Origin of the sequence: Deefgea rivuli DSM 18356 (assembly GCF_000620145.1) — a bacterium.
Lineage (GTDB): Bacteria > Pseudomonadota > Gammaproteobacteria > Burkholderiales > Chitinibacteraceae > Deefgea > Deefgea rivuli.
In genome coordinates this window covers 374,728-391,390 of the sequence record NZ_KK211083.1, presented here as the reverse complement: position 1 = coordinate 391,390, position 16,663 = coordinate 374,728, and the positions used below count along the sequence as shown (strand labels likewise).

Annotated in this window: 14 protein-coding genes and 3 tRNA genes; 6 read left to right on the top strand and 11 right to left on the bottom strand. The window is 51.4% G+C overall.

Annotated features, from left to right (window positions below; genetic code table 11):
* Positions 1-420: 420 nt before the first annotated feature.
* Complete coding sequence (locus Q320_RS0116900) at positions 421-2,430, bottom strand: UvrD-helicase domain-containing protein (RefSeq protein ID WP_027469977.1); 2,010 nt, start codon at positions 2,428-2,430, stop codon at positions 421-423.
* 140 nt (positions 2,431-2,570) lie between these two features.
* Here Q320_RS0116900 and Q320_RS0116895 point away from each other — a divergent pair, with 140 nt between their 5' ends.
* Positions 2,571-3,476 (top strand): flagellar brake protein, encoded by a 906-nt coding sequence (locus Q320_RS0116895; protein ID WP_027469976.1) that lies wholly within the window; start codon positions 2,571-2,573, stop codon positions 3,474-3,476.
* A 212-nt stretch (positions 3,477-3,688) separates the two neighbouring features.
* On the opposite strand, the gene nth is transcribed toward Q320_RS0116895, so the two are convergent.
* On the bottom strand, positions 3,689-4,339 hold the full coding sequence (nth, locus tag Q320_RS0116890) for an endonuclease III (protein WP_027469975.1): 651 nt from the start codon (positions 4,337-4,339) through the stop codon (positions 3,689-3,691).
* A 144-nt stretch (positions 4,340-4,483) separates the two neighbouring features.
* On the opposite strand from nth, the gene Q320_RS0116885 reads away from it, so the two are divergent.
* Positions 4,484-5,164, top strand: a complete 681-nt coding sequence (locus Q320_RS0116885; protein WP_027469974.1) for a hypothetical protein — start codon at positions 4,484-4,486, stop codon at positions 5,162-5,164.
* Positions 5,165-5,268: 104 nt separating this feature from the next.
* Here Q320_RS0116885 and Q320_RS20375 read toward each other — a convergent pair whose 3' ends face one another.
* From Q320_RS20375 to folD, 9 genes are all read right to left on the bottom strand, one after another.
* Positions 5,269-5,976, bottom strand: a complete 708-nt coding sequence (locus Q320_RS20375; protein WP_035854046.1) for an electron transport complex subunit E — start codon at positions 5,974-5,976, stop codon at positions 5,269-5,271.
* Positions 5,973-6,605, bottom strand: a complete 633-nt coding sequence (gene rsxG, locus Q320_RS0116875; RefSeq protein WP_027469973.1) for an electron transport complex subunit RsxG — start codon at positions 6,603-6,605, stop codon at positions 5,973-5,975. Before rsxG ends, Q320_RS20375 begins: the two co-directional genes overlap by 4 nt.
* Before the next feature lie 178 nt (positions 6,606-6,783).
* Complete coding sequence (locus tag Q320_RS0116865; RefSeq protein WP_027469971.1) at positions 6,784-7,824, bottom strand: RnfABCDGE type electron transport complex subunit D; 1,041 nt, start codon at positions 7,822-7,824, stop codon at positions 6,784-6,786.
* Positions 7,821-10,082: an electron transport complex subunit RsxC gene (gene rsxC, locus Q320_RS20370; RefSeq protein WP_084282733.1), complete on the bottom strand. Its 2,262-nt coding sequence runs from the start codon at positions 10,080-10,082 to the stop codon at positions 7,821-7,823. Before rsxC ends, Q320_RS0116865 begins: the two co-directional genes overlap by 4 nt.
* Complete coding sequence (gene rsxB, locus Q320_RS0116855) at positions 10,083-10,646, bottom strand: electron transport complex subunit RsxB (RefSeq protein ID WP_027469970.1); 564 nt, start codon at positions 10,644-10,646, stop codon at positions 10,083-10,085.
* Between the two features lie 174 nt (positions 10,647-10,820).
* Positions 10,821-11,402: an electron transport complex subunit RsxA gene (gene rsxA, locus Q320_RS0116850; RefSeq protein ID WP_027469969.1), complete on the bottom strand. Its 582-nt coding sequence runs from the start codon at positions 11,400-11,402 to the stop codon at positions 10,821-10,823.
* A gap of 587 nt (positions 11,403-11,989) precedes the next feature.
* A complete protein-coding gene (locus Q320_RS0116845) occupies positions 11,990-12,370 on the bottom strand; it encodes a hypothetical protein (RefSeq protein WP_027469968.1) in 381 nt (126 codons plus the stop codon).
* Positions 12,371-12,555: 185 nt separating this feature from the next.
* Complete coding sequence (locus tag Q320_RS0116840; RefSeq protein WP_027469967.1) at positions 12,556-13,587, bottom strand: quinone-dependent dihydroorotate dehydrogenase; 1,032 nt, start codon at positions 13,585-13,587, stop codon at positions 12,556-12,558.
* Between the two features lie 277 nt (positions 13,588-13,864).
* Complete coding sequence (folD, locus tag Q320_RS0116835; protein ID WP_027469966.1) at positions 13,865-14,719, bottom strand: bifunctional methylenetetrahydrofolate dehydrogenase/methenyltetrahydrofolate cyclohydrolase FolD; 855 nt, start codon at positions 14,717-14,719, stop codon at positions 13,865-13,867.
* 142 nt (positions 14,720-14,861) lie between these two features.
* Here folD and Q320_RS0116830 point away from each other — a divergent pair.
* The 4 genes from Q320_RS0116830 (at position 14,862) to sbcB (ending at position 16,651) form a co-directional block, all read left to right on the top strand.
* Positions 14,862-14,938 (top strand) — tRNA-Pro (locus Q320_RS0116830).
* 28 nt (positions 14,939-14,966) lie between these two features.
* A tRNA-Arg gene (locus Q320_RS0116825) sits at positions 14,967-15,043 on the top strand.
* 36 nt (positions 15,044-15,079) lie between these two features.
* Positions 15,080-15,155, top strand: a tRNA-His gene (locus Q320_RS0116820).
* A 59-nt stretch (positions 15,156-15,214) separates the two neighbouring features.
* Entirely contained in the window at positions 15,215-16,651 is a 1,437-nt protein-coding gene (sbcB, locus tag Q320_RS0116815; protein WP_027469965.1) for an exodeoxyribonuclease I, read from the top strand.
* Positions 16,652-16,663 lie beyond the last annotated feature (12 nt).

Sequence of the window (16,663 nt, the reverse complement as noted above, 5' to 3'; positions counted from 1 at the left end):
TCGTTTAATCTCTGTGCTAATTTGTACAACTTGGCTTACTTTTGAAATGGTTTTAACGCCATTCCTACATCACTTCAAACCTGAAGAATTTACATTCAACAGATCATTTTGAGAGTGTAAGCACTTGTTTGACTGGCAAACCAAGCACTCACACTCATCGGCTGTATTTTGTTAAAGATCAGTGGCTTAGACACCGAAACTAGCTAGAGAACCGCTTGTTTCGTTTGCTGTGTCAGCAGCAGAGAGGCCGAAATATACGGCACAGCCCGAGGTGCGTCAACACCTGTGTGCAAAGAAAATCCAAGTAGGTGGATAAGTCATTGATTTACATAGAAACGAACTTGAAACAAAAATGCCGCAAACGCTAGAAACAACAAAGGGCGCTTGCGCGCCCTTTACCAATAAACTTCTAAAACATCATTACCGAGTCGATTTTGCGTTTAAAAGCGCCAACATTTTGGCTGCAAGCCCTGAATGTTCTTTCTTAATATCGGCTGGCGGCTCGTATTTGGCGGCTAATCGACCACTAAAGCTCACATCATCGGGTGGCAGCTCATCTAAAAACCGACTTGGCCGCGTAATTTGCCATTCGCCAGCGCGTTTACGCTTGCCGCAGTAGGTAATCGTTAATCCACGTTGCGCCCGAGTAATGCCCACATACATTAAACGGCGCTCTTCTTCGACCATGCCGCTCTCAATTGAATTTTGATGCGGCAAAATATCTTCTTCGCAGCCGATTAAAAACACATGCGGATATTCCAGCCCTTTACTCGCGTGCAGCGTTGAAAGCCGCACCGCATCGATTTCATCTTCCGAGCGCCCTTCCAGCATGATGCGTAAATCAAAGTTTTGCGTGATTTCATCCAGGTTGCTACCTGCGCTATCGACTTTCTTTTTAATCATCTCGCCCAAGCTCAGAATATTCTTCCATTTGCTTTCGGCGGGTTTAGGTTCTTCGGATTCATACAGCCAGGTTTCAAAATCAATCGCGCCCAATATTTCGCGGAATAATTGATCCGCAGGCTCAGACTTCACCTTCTCTTGCATGCGCTGAATAAATCGGCAGAAGGTATAAAGCATTTCGCGCTGTGCTGGCTGCACTTGATGCGCGAAGCCTTCTTCAAACACCGCTGCAAATAAAGACACTTGCCGCTCTTTAGCGTAACTACCCAATTTTTCCAACGTGACATTGCCGATGCCGCGCTTAGGCGTCGTTACCGCACGGATAAATGCCGGCTCATCATCATCATTAGAAATCAAATGTAAATACGCCAACACGTCTTTGATTTCAGCACTATCAAAAAAACTTTGCCCACCCGACATCACGTAGGGGATATTTTCGGCACGCATTTGCGCTTCAATAATTCGCGACTGAAAATTACCGCGATACAGCACCGCATAATCGGCAAAGCTCGTGCCGTTCAGTGCCATGTGCATTTTCAAGCGCTCCGCCACCACGCGGGCTTCGTCGTCCTCGCCCTTGGTTTCGACGACTTGAATCAAATCACCGACCCCCAGATCTGACCACAGCTGTTTCTCGAATAATTTCGGATTATTCGAGATCACCGCATTCGCGCAGCGCAAAATCCGCGCCACTGAGCGATAGTTTTGCTCCAACTTAATGACATGCAGTTTCGGGAAATCAACGCGCAGCAAATTCAAGTTTTCAACGTTCGCACCGCGCCATGCATAAATACTCTGGTCATCATCCCCGACGGCGGTAAATTGCCCAGTGAGTTCAGTCAATTGCTTAACAAGCAGATATTGCGTGGTGTTGGTATCTTGGTATTCATCGATCAATAAATAGCGCAGGCGGTGCTGCCATTTTTGCAACACCTCAGGATTCGCTTCAAATAAATCAACCGGCAGGCGGATTAAATCGTCGAAATCAATGGCCTGATACGCAAACAGCGTGTCTTGATAAGCGCGATACAGTTTCGCCAATTGCAACTCGCCTTCGGACGCAGCCATCGTTAAGGCGCGATCTGGCGAAATCCGATCGCTTTTTAGCGTCGAAATCTGGCTGACGGTTGAGCGAATCAAAGATTTATCAGTGGTAATCAATTGATCAGCGATGATTTTGGCCGAGTCGGCCGAATCCAGAATCGAAAATTTCGGCTTATAACCCAGATGCGCCGCTTCTTCGCGCAAGATACGCATGCCCAAACTATGGAAAGTAGATACCGTCAGCCCACGCAGGCGCGATGAGGGTAATAAAGTCGCCACCCGTTCCTGCATTTCACGCGCCGCTTTATTAGTAAACGTAATCGCCGCGATATTGCGCGCATCCATTTGCGCTTCTTCAATCAAATACGCGATTTTTTGCGTAATCACCCGCGTTTTCCCCGAGCCAGCACCAGCCAGCACCAGACAAGGGCCCGATAAATATTTCACGGCTTCGCGTTGCGGGGGATTAAGCAAATGCAGCATGGAAAACTCGGCCAATTGATAGAAAGACACAGAAAGGCGATGGTATCACGTCGCTACAACGCAACGCCGCCAGCCTGATGCTTGGCGTAGCGGCTAACTTGGATTACAAGCATATATATACATAGATATTGGTGACATGCATGGCTCATTCAGACCTCGTTCCGCTTCGGCAACAAGACCTCGCCGTTGGCGAGCCTGTGCCCTACGCCATTTTTGATGCAGAAAATCAGCTTTTACTCAGTGCAGGCCAAGTCATTCACACGGCCAAGCAGCTAGAAACGCTGAGCAAGCTCGGCATGTTTCGCAATCCTGCTTGGCGCGGCGTGCGTGTTGCCGGTGCCGTCGGTGGTGCGCGCGTGCATCAGGATACGCAAAGCGAAGCAGTCTCAACGCCCAAAGCCCAGCCCATCAAGCGCCATCTGGCACAAATGAAGCTCATCCCCGGAACGACCTTGCATATTCAATCGAGTATCGATCCGCTGAGCCAGAATGAATCGGTCAAACTGATCGGTTGGCTCGATAAAAATGGCGTCTTACTCAGCGCCGTTAATTCGCAAGGTACGATTTTGCCGTTTCGTGAAGGGCAATCGGTGAAAGCCAAAACGATTGCGGGCAAAGATGTGATTTCGTTTGAGGCGATTGTCGAGAAAGTCTGCTTTACGCCCTTCCCGTATTTGCACCTGAGCTGGCCGGATACACTACAAATTCGCCAACTGAGAAATAGCCTGCGTGTGAATACGCAATTGATTGCCAGTGTCAGCGGTGATGGCATTCACAGCATTCCGGCGCGAATTACCAATCTATCGGCCAGCGGCGCGATGCTCGAAGGCTCGGATTTAAAACTTGAAACTGATCAGGAAATCACCATGGCACTGCGCCTGCACGCGGCGGGGATTGATCACACGATGAGCATCAAAGCCATCGTGCGTAATCAAAAGTCCGAACCGCCTGCGACGTCGGTGCAATACGGCCTCGAATTCATCCCGCTCGCCACGACGGAACGCTTAGTGCTGGAGCACTATATATTCAGCTCTATTCTGGAATAAAGACGCAAGGCGATAAGGCACAAGGCGATCACGAAAGGCACGAAAGGAAAAGCGAAAGAAAGCCAACTCAAATTGCTACGCAGCAGCATCTATAATTCTTATCTTTCGTGTTTTTCGTATTTTTTTCGTGCTTTTCGTGATCCTGCTCCCTTTCCTCTTTACGGGTATATCAATGTAGCCATTATTTATAAAGAGCTACACTCATATACCCATCAAAACCCTTTCGGGGGCAACATGATTTTGCTGCGGTAATCGCACACATCATTCACCACGCAGCGCCAGCATTCGGGTTTGCGCGCTTTGCAGATGTAGCGGCCATGCAAAATCAGCCAGTGATGTGCATTCAGCAAAAACTCGGGCGGCGTTACTTTCAGTAGTTTGTCTTCCACCGCGCGCACGTCTTTGCCCGTCGCCAAGCCTGTCCGATTGCCAATCCGGAAAATATGCGTATCCACCGCAATCGTCGGAATACCAAACGCCGTATTCATCACCACGTTCGCCGTCTTGCGCCCCACGCCAGGCAGCGCCTCCAGACTTTCCCGATCACGCGGCACTTCGCCGCCGTGCAGCTCCAGCAACATCCGGCAAGTTTCTAGCAAATGCTTGGCCTTACTGCGAAACAGGCCAATCGTATTGATATAGGACTCCAGCCCTTCTAAGCCCAGCGCCAAAATCGCCGCTGGCGTATTGGCGATGGGGAATAAAATCTTGGTCGCCTTATTCACGCCCACATCGGTCGCCTGCGCCGACAGCAACACCGCCGTCAACAGCTCAAACGGCGTCGTGTAATTCAGCTCAGTTTTGGGATTGGGTTCTAGTTCGGCGAGGCGCGCGTAGAAGGTGTAGCGGGTTTGTTTATTCATTCATCGCCCCCAAACCTTACATAACAGCGTCATATTTTTTACCTTTCACGAATATTCTCTGCTAAAGTCCGCCTCATTCTGCGCGGAACACAGTGTCAACAAGTTATTACACTCATCAACATTAATACAACACTTGGATGAACTATGAAATTCAAAGCGCTATTTTTTTCCGCATTTCTTTCTCTACCCACCTTTGCTGCGGATGACACCTCAGCTCCAAATGACTGGGGTGCCGCAGCCCGCCTTTCCACACTCGGCTTGGGTTTGGATATCGCCTACGCGATCAATCCCAATTGGAATGCACGCTTCAATATCAACACGATTGAAATCAATAAAGATGAGATTTCTAATGGCGCACACTGGGATAGCACCAGCAAAATGCTCACCGCTGGCCTGCTGGCTGACTACCACCCGTTTGATAATGGCTTCAAAGTCACCGCTGGCGCGTATTACAACGACAACCATGGTGACGGTACTGCCCAACCCGTGGACGGCACTATTAAAATTGGTAAGAATTACTACAAAGCCAATCAGGTTAGCAACTCACATGCCACAGGGTCATTAAATAATAAATTCTCCCCTTATCTTGGCGTAGGCTACGGCTATAGCGCCAGCAAAGATCCCGCGCGCAGCGGTCTGAGTTTCACCGCCGATCTTGGAGTGATGTACCAAGGCTCAGCCAATGTTACATACAGTGCCACCTGCCTTGATGCATCGGTATGTGGTCAATTGCAATCAGACGTCACCCATGAGGCGCAACGCATCGCCGATGACCACAAGAATTTTTATCCAGTCGTCTCAATCGGTGTTGGCTATCGCTTCTAAATTTGAAGCACTAGCGTCTTCAATAAAGCTTTAATTAGTTTGATTCAAGTGCAAAACGGGCTTAACGCCCGTTTTGCCAGGCCGCAAAAATAACCATTCGACTTTTAACTCAGTGCTGCGGATTCGGTCAATTGCAGCTGTTTCATCGCCGACTTCGCCCGCGCCTCAGCGCGTCGATCCAGCGCTTGTTTGCCCGCAATCAAAAATCCTAGCCCAATAAATGCGCCCGGTGGCAGGATGGCGAGGAGGAATTGATAATTATATTCGGCTGGAATCACATGAATCACCCATGATTTGGCACTCGCGCCAAAGACCAGATCGATACCCGATAACAGCGTGCCTTTGCCGACCAGCTCGCGCATCGCACCTAAGATGCCCAGCACCAGCGTCAGCCCCAAGCCCATAAATAGGCCATCCAGCCCCGATTGCACGACGCCATTTTTCGACGCATACGCTTCGGCGCGCGCCAGCACGATGCAATTGGTGGTAATTAGCGGAATGAAAATCCCCAGCACCACGTACAAATCGTGCACATAGGCATTCATCAGCAAGTCGACCATCGTCACCAGCGCGGCGATGATCAGGATGAAAATTGGCGCGCGCAGCTCGTTCGGCACAAATTCGCGAATCGCCGCAATCGCCGCGCCCGAAATCAGCATCACCACGCTGGTCGCCAAGCCGAGCGACACGCCATTGATGATATTGCTCGACATCACCAGCACTGGGCACAAGCCCAACACTTGCACCACACCGGCATTTTGCTTCCAAATGCTGTTGTGGATAATCGATTGCGTTTCGGCTTTGCTAATCATCTTGCAGCTCCAAATAATGTCGCGTGATTTTTCGCCACGTAATCCAAGGTGTTTTTCACGGCTTTCACGACCGCACGGGGGCTGATGGTTGCGCCTGCGGTGGCGTCAAACGCGCCGCCGTCTTTTGCAACTTTCCATTGACTTTCCAGCGGTGCGGACAATGATTTACCGTCAAATTGCTTGATCCATTCCGATTTTGCAACGTCGATATAATCGCCCAGCCCCGGCGTTTCTTTATGCGCAATAACGCGAACGCCGAGCACGCGCCCATCAGCGGCAACGCCAACCAGTAATTTAATTTTGCCCGAATAACCATCAGGCGCGATGGTTTCAACGACAACGGCGGTAGTTTTTCCAGCTTTTTGCGCGCGATAAATTTGCGAACCCGCTTCGGCATTCAATTGCTTGAGTGCAGCGGCGTTTTGCGGCGTTGCATCATTGAGAATGTCATTCTCAAAACTGCCGACGGGTAAGACTTGTGCGATCAAAGCGACTTTGGCTTTGCGTTCATTATTGGTAACGATGTCTTTGGTTAGCGCATACGTTCCCGCCATCAGCGCAGTAAAAATCAGCGCAAACACCAATAAAGTCAGCGCACCACGCAAGCCGTTTTGCAGCTTGGTTTTCATGCTTGGACTCCCCGCAGCCACATCCGCGCTGAGCATTTTGGGGGAAAACTGGAGTCCACGAAAGACACGAAAATCACGAACAAGGGCAAAAAACACCCCATTATGTTTGGTTTTTTTCGTGCCTTTCGTGGTTTTCGTGGATAAATGGTTTGTTTTTGCTTCGCGTCGATGAGGTGGTTCATTTCCCCTTCCTCCCGAAAACCGCAGGCTGCGTGTATTGGTCGATAAACGGCGCGGCGATGTTCATAATCAGCACGGCGAATGCCACACCGTCGGGGTAAGCGCCAAAAGTGCGGATGAGCCAAGTCAGTAAGCCAATCAAAGCCGCATAAATCAAACGTCCACGCGGTGTCGTTGGCGCAGTGACGGGATCGGTAACGATAAAAAACGCGCCCAGCATCGCCGCGCCGCTCAAGAGGTGAAACGCTGGGCTGGTAAATTGCGCTGGATTGATCAGATAAAATAGTCCCGACATCCCCAGCAATACCGCTAAAAATGCCGTCGGTAATTGCCATTGGATAATTCGCTGCTGCAGCAAATACAGGCCGCCGAGTAAGTAGGCAACAGCAATCAACGCCACTGAGCTGGGCATAAAACTCAGCCAGCTTGCCGACTGAAAAATCGCACCGCTGAAAATTTCGCTCATGCTGTGCGATTGCATCAACGCGGTTTTGACCGTATCCAGCGGCGTTGCTGATGCAAGGGTATCGAACGCTAAGCCATCTGGCAGAATGCCTGAAAAGATATACCCAAACTGCTGCCACGCAGTTAAATCTACATTCGGCAAAGACAATGGCGCATTCCAGCGGCTCACAGACGCTGGAAACGACACGATCATCACCGCAAAACCAACCATCGCTGGATTAAATGGATTTTGCCCCAAGCCGCCGTAGAGATGTTTTGCGAGGCCGATTGCAATCGCAGTCGCCAGCACAATCATCCACCACGGCGATAACGGCGGCAGCGACAAGGCCAACAGCCACGCGGTCACAATCGCCGAACCATCGGTGATAAACGGCTTGATTGGATAATTACGCAATTTCAAGCACGCGGCCTCGGTCGCCAGCGCCGTTATCGTCGCCAGCAAGATTTGCAACAAGATGCCAGCGCCGAACACCCAGACGTAGGCGGCAATCCCAGGCAGAAGCGCGGCGGCGACTTTGAGCATCACCACTTGCAGCGGCGTGGGTTTGATTACATGCGGAGAGGTGCGGATCATTCGTTTCCTTCGGCTTGCTGCCCAGCTTTTTTGGCCGCAGCAGCCGCCATTGCAGCGCGGATTTTGGTGGCTTTTTCTTCGTCGATAGCGGGCTTTGCTGGCGGCTCAATGATAGTATAGGTATTGCTCTCTAGCACCTGTTCTGAAATGGCCGTAGGCGAATACCCATCCGCAGAACTTTCTAGCGTTTCGCTAGCCTTCATCGCCAGCTCGGCTTTTTTCGCCGCAGCCGCTGCGATCTTGGCTTGCTTTTCAATCTCGCGCTGCGCTTTTTCTTCTAGCGTTAAGGCATCTTGTTCGGCCTTGGCTAAAGCGGCTTTCGCCATCGCCGCACGAATTTTGGCGGTTTTTTCAGCCTTCAGAGCTGCAACTGCATCGGCGGCGGCCGTCGCCATCGCGTCCGAATCAGTGCTTAAAGTCGCAGTCGGCGGCGCGGCATTTTCCGCACTGGCTTTGGCCGCGGCGGCGCGTGCCATTGCCGCTTTGATCTTCGCCGCTTTATCCTCATTTACCGCTGGCGCAGCAGATACAAGGGCTGGCGTTACTCCCGCCGCAGCATTATCGCTCGTCGATTTAGATGCTGCGGCACGTGCCATTGCTGCTTTGATCTTGGCGGCTTTATCCTCATTCATCGCTGGCGCAGATACAGGGGCTGGCGTTTCGCCCGTCGCGACATCATCGCTCGTCGATTTAGCTGCTGCGGCGCGTGCCATTGCCGCTTTGATTTTCGCGGCTTTATCTTCCGGCGCAGCCGCATCACTTGTAGCTTCACTGACGACTAAATTTGGCACGGTTTCGCTAGTGACTGGTTTTGGTGCAGATCTCGCAGCGAGGCGAGCCGCTTTTTCTTCCTTCTCGCGCTCTTCGCGGAATTGTTTAAATTCGTGCCGTTCGCGCGCCGTATTGGCTGATTTTTTGGCGCGCTCGGCGTCCCAAATTTCGGATTTGGCAAAGCGGTAATAATCGACCAATTGAATGCTCGACGGGCAGACATAGGCGCAAGCGCCGCATTCGATGCAGTCAAACAGATTGCGCTCTTGCGCCTTACCGAAGTTTTTACTGCGCGCAAACCAATACAAATCCATAGGCTGCAATTCAGCGGGGCACGCCACCGCGCATTCGCCACAACGAATGCAGGGCATTTCGCGTGGTTTTTCGGGGAAGTGGGCGGCGTCCATCGCGATAATGCAATTGCCTGCCTTGGTCAGGCCGACTTGCGTTGATGGCAGTACAAAACCCATCATCGGCCCGCCGTAAATACAGTCGCTCGCTGCATTTAAGCCAGCAAACTTCAGCAAATCGGCAATCGGCGTACCGATCAGCGCTTCGACATTGCCCGGCTTGGCGACATTACCCGTCAGCGTCACAATCCGCGAAATTACTGGCTCGGCGTGTTCTAGCGCCGCGTAAATACTGTACACGGTGGCGACGTTAAAGCATTGCACACCCAAATCAGTCGAGCGCACGCCGCTCGGCACTTCGAGATTGCACAGCAATTTAATTAGCTGTTTTGCGCCACCCGAGGGGTAGAGCGTCGGTACCACAACGACTTCGGCAGCAAAACCGCAAGTTTTGAGTACATCGCGCATCGCCGCAATGGCCTCGGGTTTATTGTCTTCGATGCCGATGAGCACCGTTTTGGCGTTCAGCATTTGCCGCACGATGGCAATGCCTGCGACGATTTCCAGCGCACGTTCGCGCATCAATCTGTCATCGCAGGTGATGTAGGGCTCACATTCCGCGCCGTTAATCACCAAGGTTTCGAGCTGCTCGCGGCCAAACAATTTTAAATGCGACGGAAACACCGCGCCGCCCTGCCCGACCACGCCCATGTCTTGCAAATAGTCGCGAATCGCCTTGCCGTCGCCACGCGCCATCGCTGCACGCCAATCAAATGGCTGTTTCTGCGCCCACTCATCACGGCCATCGCTGGCCAGCGTGATGCAAAGCTCCGCCAAACCCGATGGATGCGCGACTTGCTGCGCGTCAATCGCAATGATTTTTCCCGACGTTGGCGCATGCACCGCCGCCGATACGCTGCCATTCGCAGCGGCGATCATTTGGCCTTTGAGCACGACATCGCCGACATTCACTACGGGCTGCGCACTATTACCGATACTTTGCTGCAAGGGGATAATCAGTTTGGCGGAAATCGGCGCGGCGACTATCGGCGCTCGATTGGACAAGTCTTTCATTTCCGGCGGATGCACACCACCGTGGAAAGGGAAAATTTGGCGGGTGAATTCCATCGCGCTCATCTAGCTCACCTGCTTCAGTTGAATGACCGGATAGCGCCATTTCCACGTATTGACGTTTTCGCCAATCACGACCATATCGATGCAATCGACTGGACACGGCGCGATGCACAGCTCGCAACCGGTGCATTCCGACTCAATCACCGTGTGCATATGCTTGGCCGAACCGACAATCGCATCGACTGGGCAAGCCTGAATGCACAGCGTACAGCCGATGCAAATGTCCTCACGAATCACCGCCACCGCGCGCGGTTTTTCTGCCGCACCCGCACCGCCATCGTCAAACGGCACAAAATCCTTGCCGAGCAACTCGGCCAGCTTGCGAATGCCGTCTTCACCGCCCGGTGGGCATTGATTGATGCCAACTTCTTCATTGGCAATCGCCGTTGCATACGGTTTACAGCCCGGATAGCCGCATTGACCACACTGGGTTTGCGGCAAAATCGCATCGATTTTATCCACCAATGGATCTTCATCGACTTTATATTTAATTGCCGCCCAGCCTAGGACAGCCCCCAGCAAAACGGCCAATCCAGCCATTAAGGCCAGTGCTAATAAAAAACTCATCTGAATTCCTGTGAGGGGTTAGATGTTATGAAGCAAGGTCAAAAACGGAGTCCACGAAAGGCACGAAAACCACGAAAGAAAAAAACACCCAAACAACCGATGCATCCATCGCTCTTGTTCGTGTCTTTTCGTGTTTTTCGTGGACCAATCGCTTTGCTCTACCGTCTGCTCGCCCTACTTAACCAATCCTGCAAAACCCATAAACGCCAAACTCATCAAGCCGGCAGTAATAAACGCCGCTGGCGTGCCTTTAAACGCCTGCGGAATATCCGCGCCTTCCAAGCGCTCGCGCATCGCGGCGAACAAAATCAAAATCAGCGAGAAACCCACCGCCGAGCCAAAACCAAACAGCAGCGATTCAACAAAAGTATGTTTGGCGGACGAATTAATCAGCGGTACACCGAGCACCGCGCAATTAGTCGTAATCAGCGGCAAATAAATCCCCAGCGCTTGGTACAGCACGGGGCTGGCTTTGTGGATGAACATCTCGGTAAATTGCACAATCGCCGCGATGACGACGATAAACGCCAGCGTGCGCAGGTATTCCAGATGCCACAAAATCAGCACCTGATCGATCATCCACGACGTGCCCGACGCCAGCGTCAGCACAAATGCGGTCGCGAGGCCCATGCCGATCGAGGCTTCGAGTTTTTTGGACACGCCCATAAACGGGCAAAGCCCCAAAATCCGCACTAGCACGACATTGTTCACCAACACCGCACCGACGAGTAATAAGAGGTAGTGATTCAGATCCATGATCGTTCCTGTAATGAGGCATCACATTTTTTGTTAGGTATTTGCCTGTGGCTCTTATTTAATAATGGCTACAGCTAAATACATAATAAATCGTTCTAATTAGCTTGGTTCAGCCTGAGCTGAAATCGTCATATCGGCGAAGGCCGGTATCCAGTGCTTCACCTCGGTCAACATTATTGCTGAATTCCTCGCCGCACCGGCATGATGAAAATCTACTTTTTGCGTTTATCGAGGCCAGTTGTACACCAAGAAATTCGTTTTTATTTTCTATTCGCTGCTGCTTAGTAACTCATGCGGCGTACTTCTTACCTGAGTCGCGCTCATGCCGCGCGGCACTTACTTTCTTTGCTTCGCCAAAGAAAGTAAGCAAAGAAAGGCGACCCTAGTATCTGCGTCCGACTTCGTCGGATACCCATCAGCTCCGCCTCCATCCTTGCACCAACGACGCATCAAATCGTCATTCCGGCGAAGGCCGGAATCCAGCGGCAATGATTATCGTCGCTCTGGATACCGGCCTGCGCCGGTATGACGACATAAAAGAGTACTTGTGAACCGCTCACAATGGGTATCGCTGCGCTCAACCCATCCTACTTCACTTTAAACGGCAACGCGCTTGAGGCCTGATAATCAACGCCTTCACAGCCAAATAACACTTCCCCACCTTGCTCATGCACCCAATGCTGGCCGATGATTTGGCGGCCTTCGGCAAATTTGGTTTTTTTACGTTTGATTAAGCGCTTCACCATCAATTGCACCGTTTTTGGCGCGCTCGCAATCGTCGCCAGTACGGCGGTTTCGTATTTGTCGCCGCCTTCCCAACTGTCTTTCACCACCGCATTCCACACCGTGAGCACCGTGCGCATCACACCAGCGAATTGCTCTTTTGAGCAAGGCTTGGGCAAGCCGACCAGCACGGGCTGCGCGAAGGTGAGGATGGTTTGGGTGATTTTTTCGTCTTGGGCTTTCAATGGTGGGACCTTTTCAACGGAAGTGACGCTTTGCTGGGCAATCGCGTTTAATGCGGTTCGAAGCAAAAACAATTCAATAGTCCACGAAAATCACGAAAAAAAATCAAGGAATCACAGCGCATTCTGCACTTGTTCGTGTTTTTTCGTGCTTTTCGTGGGCAACTGTTTTTTGATTTCAAAAACGCTCAACGATGCTGCTGAACTTTCAAAATCGCTTCGGCGCAGTCGGCAATCAGTTGTGGGCCTTCAAAAATCAGGCCGCTATACACTTGCACCAAGGCGGCACCGGCGCGGATTTTTTCTGCGGCGTCATCACCCGAAACAATCCCGCCCACACCAATAATCGGCAAAGCGCCATCCAGCACTCGTGCCAATTCACGAATCACTGACGTCGATTTCGCTCGTACTGGCTCGCCCGACAAACCGCCAGCTTCTTGGCCGTGGCGCAGGTGTTCCACGCCGGTACGCGATAGTGTCGTATTGGTGGCGATCACGCCGTCGATTTTATTGGCGATCAACAGCTCGCCCATTTCTTGAATTTGGTTGCTATCCAAATCCGGCGCGATTTTGACGGCAATCGGCACATATCGGCCATGCTCATCAGCGAGCTTGGCTTGCTCCAATTTCAACGCAGACAAAAACGCGCCAAATTCATCGGCTTGCTGCAATTGACGGAGATTTTTGGTATTCGGGCTGGAAATATTCACCGTCACATAGCTGGCGTGCGCGTAGACTTTGCGCAGGCTGATGAGGTAATCATCAACGGCTTTTTCTATCGGGGTATCGGCGTTTTTGCCAATGTTAATGCCGAGTACGCCCTTATACTGGCTACGCGCAACATTTTCGAGCAGATTGTCCACGCCGCCATTATTAAAACCCATACGGTTAATAATCGCGCGCGCTTCTGGCAAACGGAACAAACGCGGTTTTGGATTGCCTGGCTGTGGCCGCGGCGTTACGGTGCCAATTTCTAAGAAACCAAAGCCCATTTCGCCCAAGCTATCGATGTAATCGCCGTTTTTATCCAAGCCGGCGGCTAGGCCAACTGGATTTGGAAACTCAATCCCCATCACCGTCACTGGATTGTTTTGCACCGAAGGGGTCAGCGTGCGCAAAAAGCCCATGCTGTGCAGTAGGCTCAAGCCTTTAAAGGCCGCATGATGCGCGCGTTCCGCCTCCATCATAAACAGCAGCGGTTTAGCGAGTTGATATGCCATTACAGAACCTTATTAAAATCATATTGAAAAGCTAAAAACAAACTGGATCACGAAAGGCACGAAAAACAATTCAAAAAAAGACGAAAAAGAGCAAATAAATTGGCGAAGAAAAACCTGTTAATTTTCGTGGGAGCGGGCTTGCCCGCGAATACACAGCTGCGCGGGCAAGCCCGCTCCCACAAGTTCTAACCTCTATCCCTAGCTACTTATCTCATTCAGCCCAAACGAAATCTCTTTCGTGAAGTTCGGCCTTTTTTCGTGTTTTTCGTGGAATTTTTTAACCGTTGCGATTCACGCACGCATCAAACGTGTTTTGCATCAAGGTCGCCACCGTCATCAGGCCAACACCACCCGGCACTGGCGTAATCCAACTGGCGCGCTCTTTCGCGACGTCAAACTCCACATCGCCGCACAATTTGCCGTTGTCTAGGCGATTAATACCCACGTCGATGACGATTGCGCCTTCTTTAATCCATTCGCCTTTAACGAAGTTCGGGATACCCACACCCGCCACCACCACATCCGCGCCGCGTACTTTCTCGGCCAGATCTTTAGTTTTGCTGTGGCAGATTGTTACCGTTGCACGCGCGAGCAAGAGTTCCAAGGCTTGCGGACGACCCACGATATTGCTCGCTCCCACCACCACCGCATCTTTACCGACCAAATCAATGCCGGTTTTTTCCAGCAAAGTCATTACGCCGCGTGGCGTGCATGGGCGCAGCAAAGGCATTTTCAGTACCAACCGGCCAATATTGTACGGATGAAAACCGTCGACATCTTTGATCGGATCGATCAATTCGATCACTTTATCGGCATCAATATGTTTAGGCAGCGGCAATTGCACCAAAATCCCATCCACGTCATCACGGGTATTGAGCTCTGCAACCAACTTCAATACATCGGCTTCGGAGGTGTCGGCAGGCAAATCATACGCAAACGAGGTGATCCCTGAGTTTTCGCATTGACGCTTTTTATTGCCCACATACACTTGCGATGCTGGGTCCAAGCCCACCAAAATAACCGCCAGCGCAGGCGCGCGCTTGCCGCTAGCGACACGTGCATCCACTTTGACACGAACTTCGGCAACGATTTCTTGGGAAATGGCTTTACCATCAAGGATCTGGGCAGTCATGGATTTACTCCGGCGAATTCTGTAAAGGAGCGCATTTTCTCACTATTTGAACTTCTTTTCCCATCATTTCAACAATTTCACAAAAAAGTTCAAACAGGGTGTTGACGGGAAGGAATCGGCAAAGTATAGTTCGGCCTCTGTTCGGGGCGTAGCGCAGCCCGGTAGCGCACCTGGTTTGGGACCAGGTGGTCGTGAGTTCGAATCCCACCGCCCCGACCAGAAACACTTAGTAAGCAGTAAATACGGAGCTCCCGTAGCTCAACCGGATAGAGCAACGACCTTCTAAGTCGTAGGTTACAGGTTCGATTCCTGTCGGGTGCGCCAAGCATACCGAGAAATCAAAGAATTTAAAGTTTTGTGGTGGCTGTAGCTCAGTTGGTAGAGTCCAGGATTGTGATTCCTGTTGTCGTGGGTTCGAGCCCCATCAGCCACCCCACAAAAAGAAAAGCCCGATATCATGCGATGTCGGGCTTTTTTTCGTCTTGGGGAACAGCAATGAGCACTACTTTTTTCTGGCATGACTATGAAACCTTTGGCGCGGTGCCGCGCCTAGATCGGCCCAGCCAATTTGCTGGCATTCGCACCGATAGCGAGCTGAACGAAATCGGTGAGCCGCTGATGATTTATTGCCAACCCGCCAATGATTTCCTGCCCGATCCGTTTGCCTGCTTGCTAACTGGCATCACGCCGCAAATATGCCTAGAAAAAGGCATTCCAGAAAATCAGTTTGCCAATTTGATCGAGCGCGAGTTGGCTGCACCCGGTACGATTGGCGTTGGCTACAACACGATTCGTTTTGACGACGAAGTCACGCGTTATATGTTCTGGCGTAATCTAATGGACCCGTACGCACGCGAATGGCAAAACGATTGCTCGCGCTGGGATTTGCTAGATGTGGTTCGCGCGACTTATGCCTTGCGCCCTGCCGGTATTCAATGGCCCGTGAATGACGAAGGCAAAGTCAGCTTTAAACTCGAACTACTGAGCACCGCGAATGGTTTAGTCCACGAAGCAGCACATGATGCGCTGTCTGATGTACGCGCCACAATTGCGTTGGCACGACTGATTCGTGAAAAACAACCACGTCTGTTTGATTTCTGTCTGGCGCTGCGCAAAAAGGATCGTGTATTCGACGAGATCAATCTCGGCAATCCAAAACCGTTTATTCATATTTCCGGCATGTACGGTGTGGAACGCGGCAATTTAGCGATTGTCTGGCCGCTGGCGATGCACCCAACGAATAAAAATGAAATCATCGTCTGGGATTTGGCGTTCGATCCGAGCGAGCTATTTACGCTGGACGCGGCCACGATGCGCGAACGCATGTTTAGCAAACAAGCCGATTTGCCCGAAGGTGTGAGCCGCCTACCGATCAAAACGATTCATGCGAATAAATCGCCGATAGTCGTCAGCAATCTAAAAACGCTCAGCGCAGAGCAAGCGGCTTTATGGGGCGTGGACATGGACGTCATTCAAGCGCACGCAGCGCAATTGGCGGCGAGCGGTGATTTAGCCACAATTTGGCGCGATGTATTTAAGCGCGAAGCCAGTAGCGAAAAACCCGATGTCGACGCCAATCTCTACGGTGGCTTTGTATCACCGACGGATCGACGCACCCTCAATCGCATCCGCACCCTGTCGCCGGAAAAACTCGCGGTTGAGCAAGCGCATTTTGATGATCGCCAATTGGAAGAGTTATTTTTCCGCTACCGCGCCAGAAATTATCCCGCGAGCCTGAACGAGCAAGAAATGCAGCGCTGGGAACAATGGCGCAGCGCCAAGCTATTTGACGGCGCAGCAGGCGCGCGGACTTTAGAGCAATACAGCGAAGAAATTGATCGTCTATCTGAAGATGCCGACGAGCGCGGCGAAGAAATTTTAGCGGTGCTGTATGATTACGCCGAAATGATTGCACCTGAGATTAACTACTGATGTATACGCCGC

Bases quoted from the DNA above. Each gene is read 5' to 3' on its own strand.
- Q320_RS20375 (WP_035854046.1), bottom strand. From the start codon at position 5,976: ATGATTAGCAAAGCCGAAACGCAATCGATTATCCACAACAGCATTTGG.
- Q320_RS0116865 (WP_027469971.1), bottom strand. From the start codon at position 7,824: ATGATCCGCACCTCTCCGCATGTAATCAAACCCACGCCGCTGCAAGTG.
- Q320_RS0116895 (WP_027469976.1), top strand. From the start codon at position 2,571: ATGGCTCATTCAGACCTCGTTCCGCTTCGGCAACAAGACCTCGCCGTT.
- Q320_RS0116885 (WP_027469974.1), top strand. From the start codon at position 4,484: ATGAAATTCAAAGCGCTATTTTTTTCCGCATTTCTTTCTCTACCCACC.
- rsxB (WP_027469970.1), bottom strand. From the start codon at position 10,646: ATGAGTTTTTTATTAGCACTGGCCTTAATGGCTGGATTGGCCGTTTTG.
- nth (WP_027469975.1), bottom strand. From the start codon at position 4,339: ATGAATAAACAAACCCGCTACACCTTCTACGCGCGCCTCGCCGAACTA.
- Q320_RS0116840 (WP_027469967.1), bottom strand. From the start codon at position 13,587: ATGGCATATCAACTCGCTAAACCGCTGCTGTTTATGATGGAGGCGGAA.
- rsxG (WP_027469973.1), bottom strand. From the start codon at position 6,605: ATGAAAACCAAGCTGCAAAACGGCTTGCGTGGTGCGCTGACTTTATTG.
- Q320_RS0116900 (WP_027469977.1), bottom strand. From the start codon at position 2,430: ATGCTGCATTTGCTTAATCCCCCGCAACGCGAAGCCGTGAAATATTTA.
- rsxA (WP_027469969.1), bottom strand. From the start codon at position 11,402: ATGGATCTGAATCACTACCTCTTATTACTCGTCGGTGCGGTGTTGGTG.
- rsxC (WP_084282733.1), bottom strand. From the start codon at position 10,082: ATGAGCGCGATGGAATTCACCCGCCAAATTTTCCCTTTCCACGGTGGT.
- sbcB (WP_027469965.1), top strand. From the start codon at position 15,215: ATGAGCACTACTTTTTTCTGGCATGACTATGAAACCTTTGGCGCGGTG.
- folD (WP_027469966.1), bottom strand. From the start codon at position 14,719: ATGACTGCCCAGATCCTTGATGGTAAAGCCATTTCCCAAGAAATCGTT.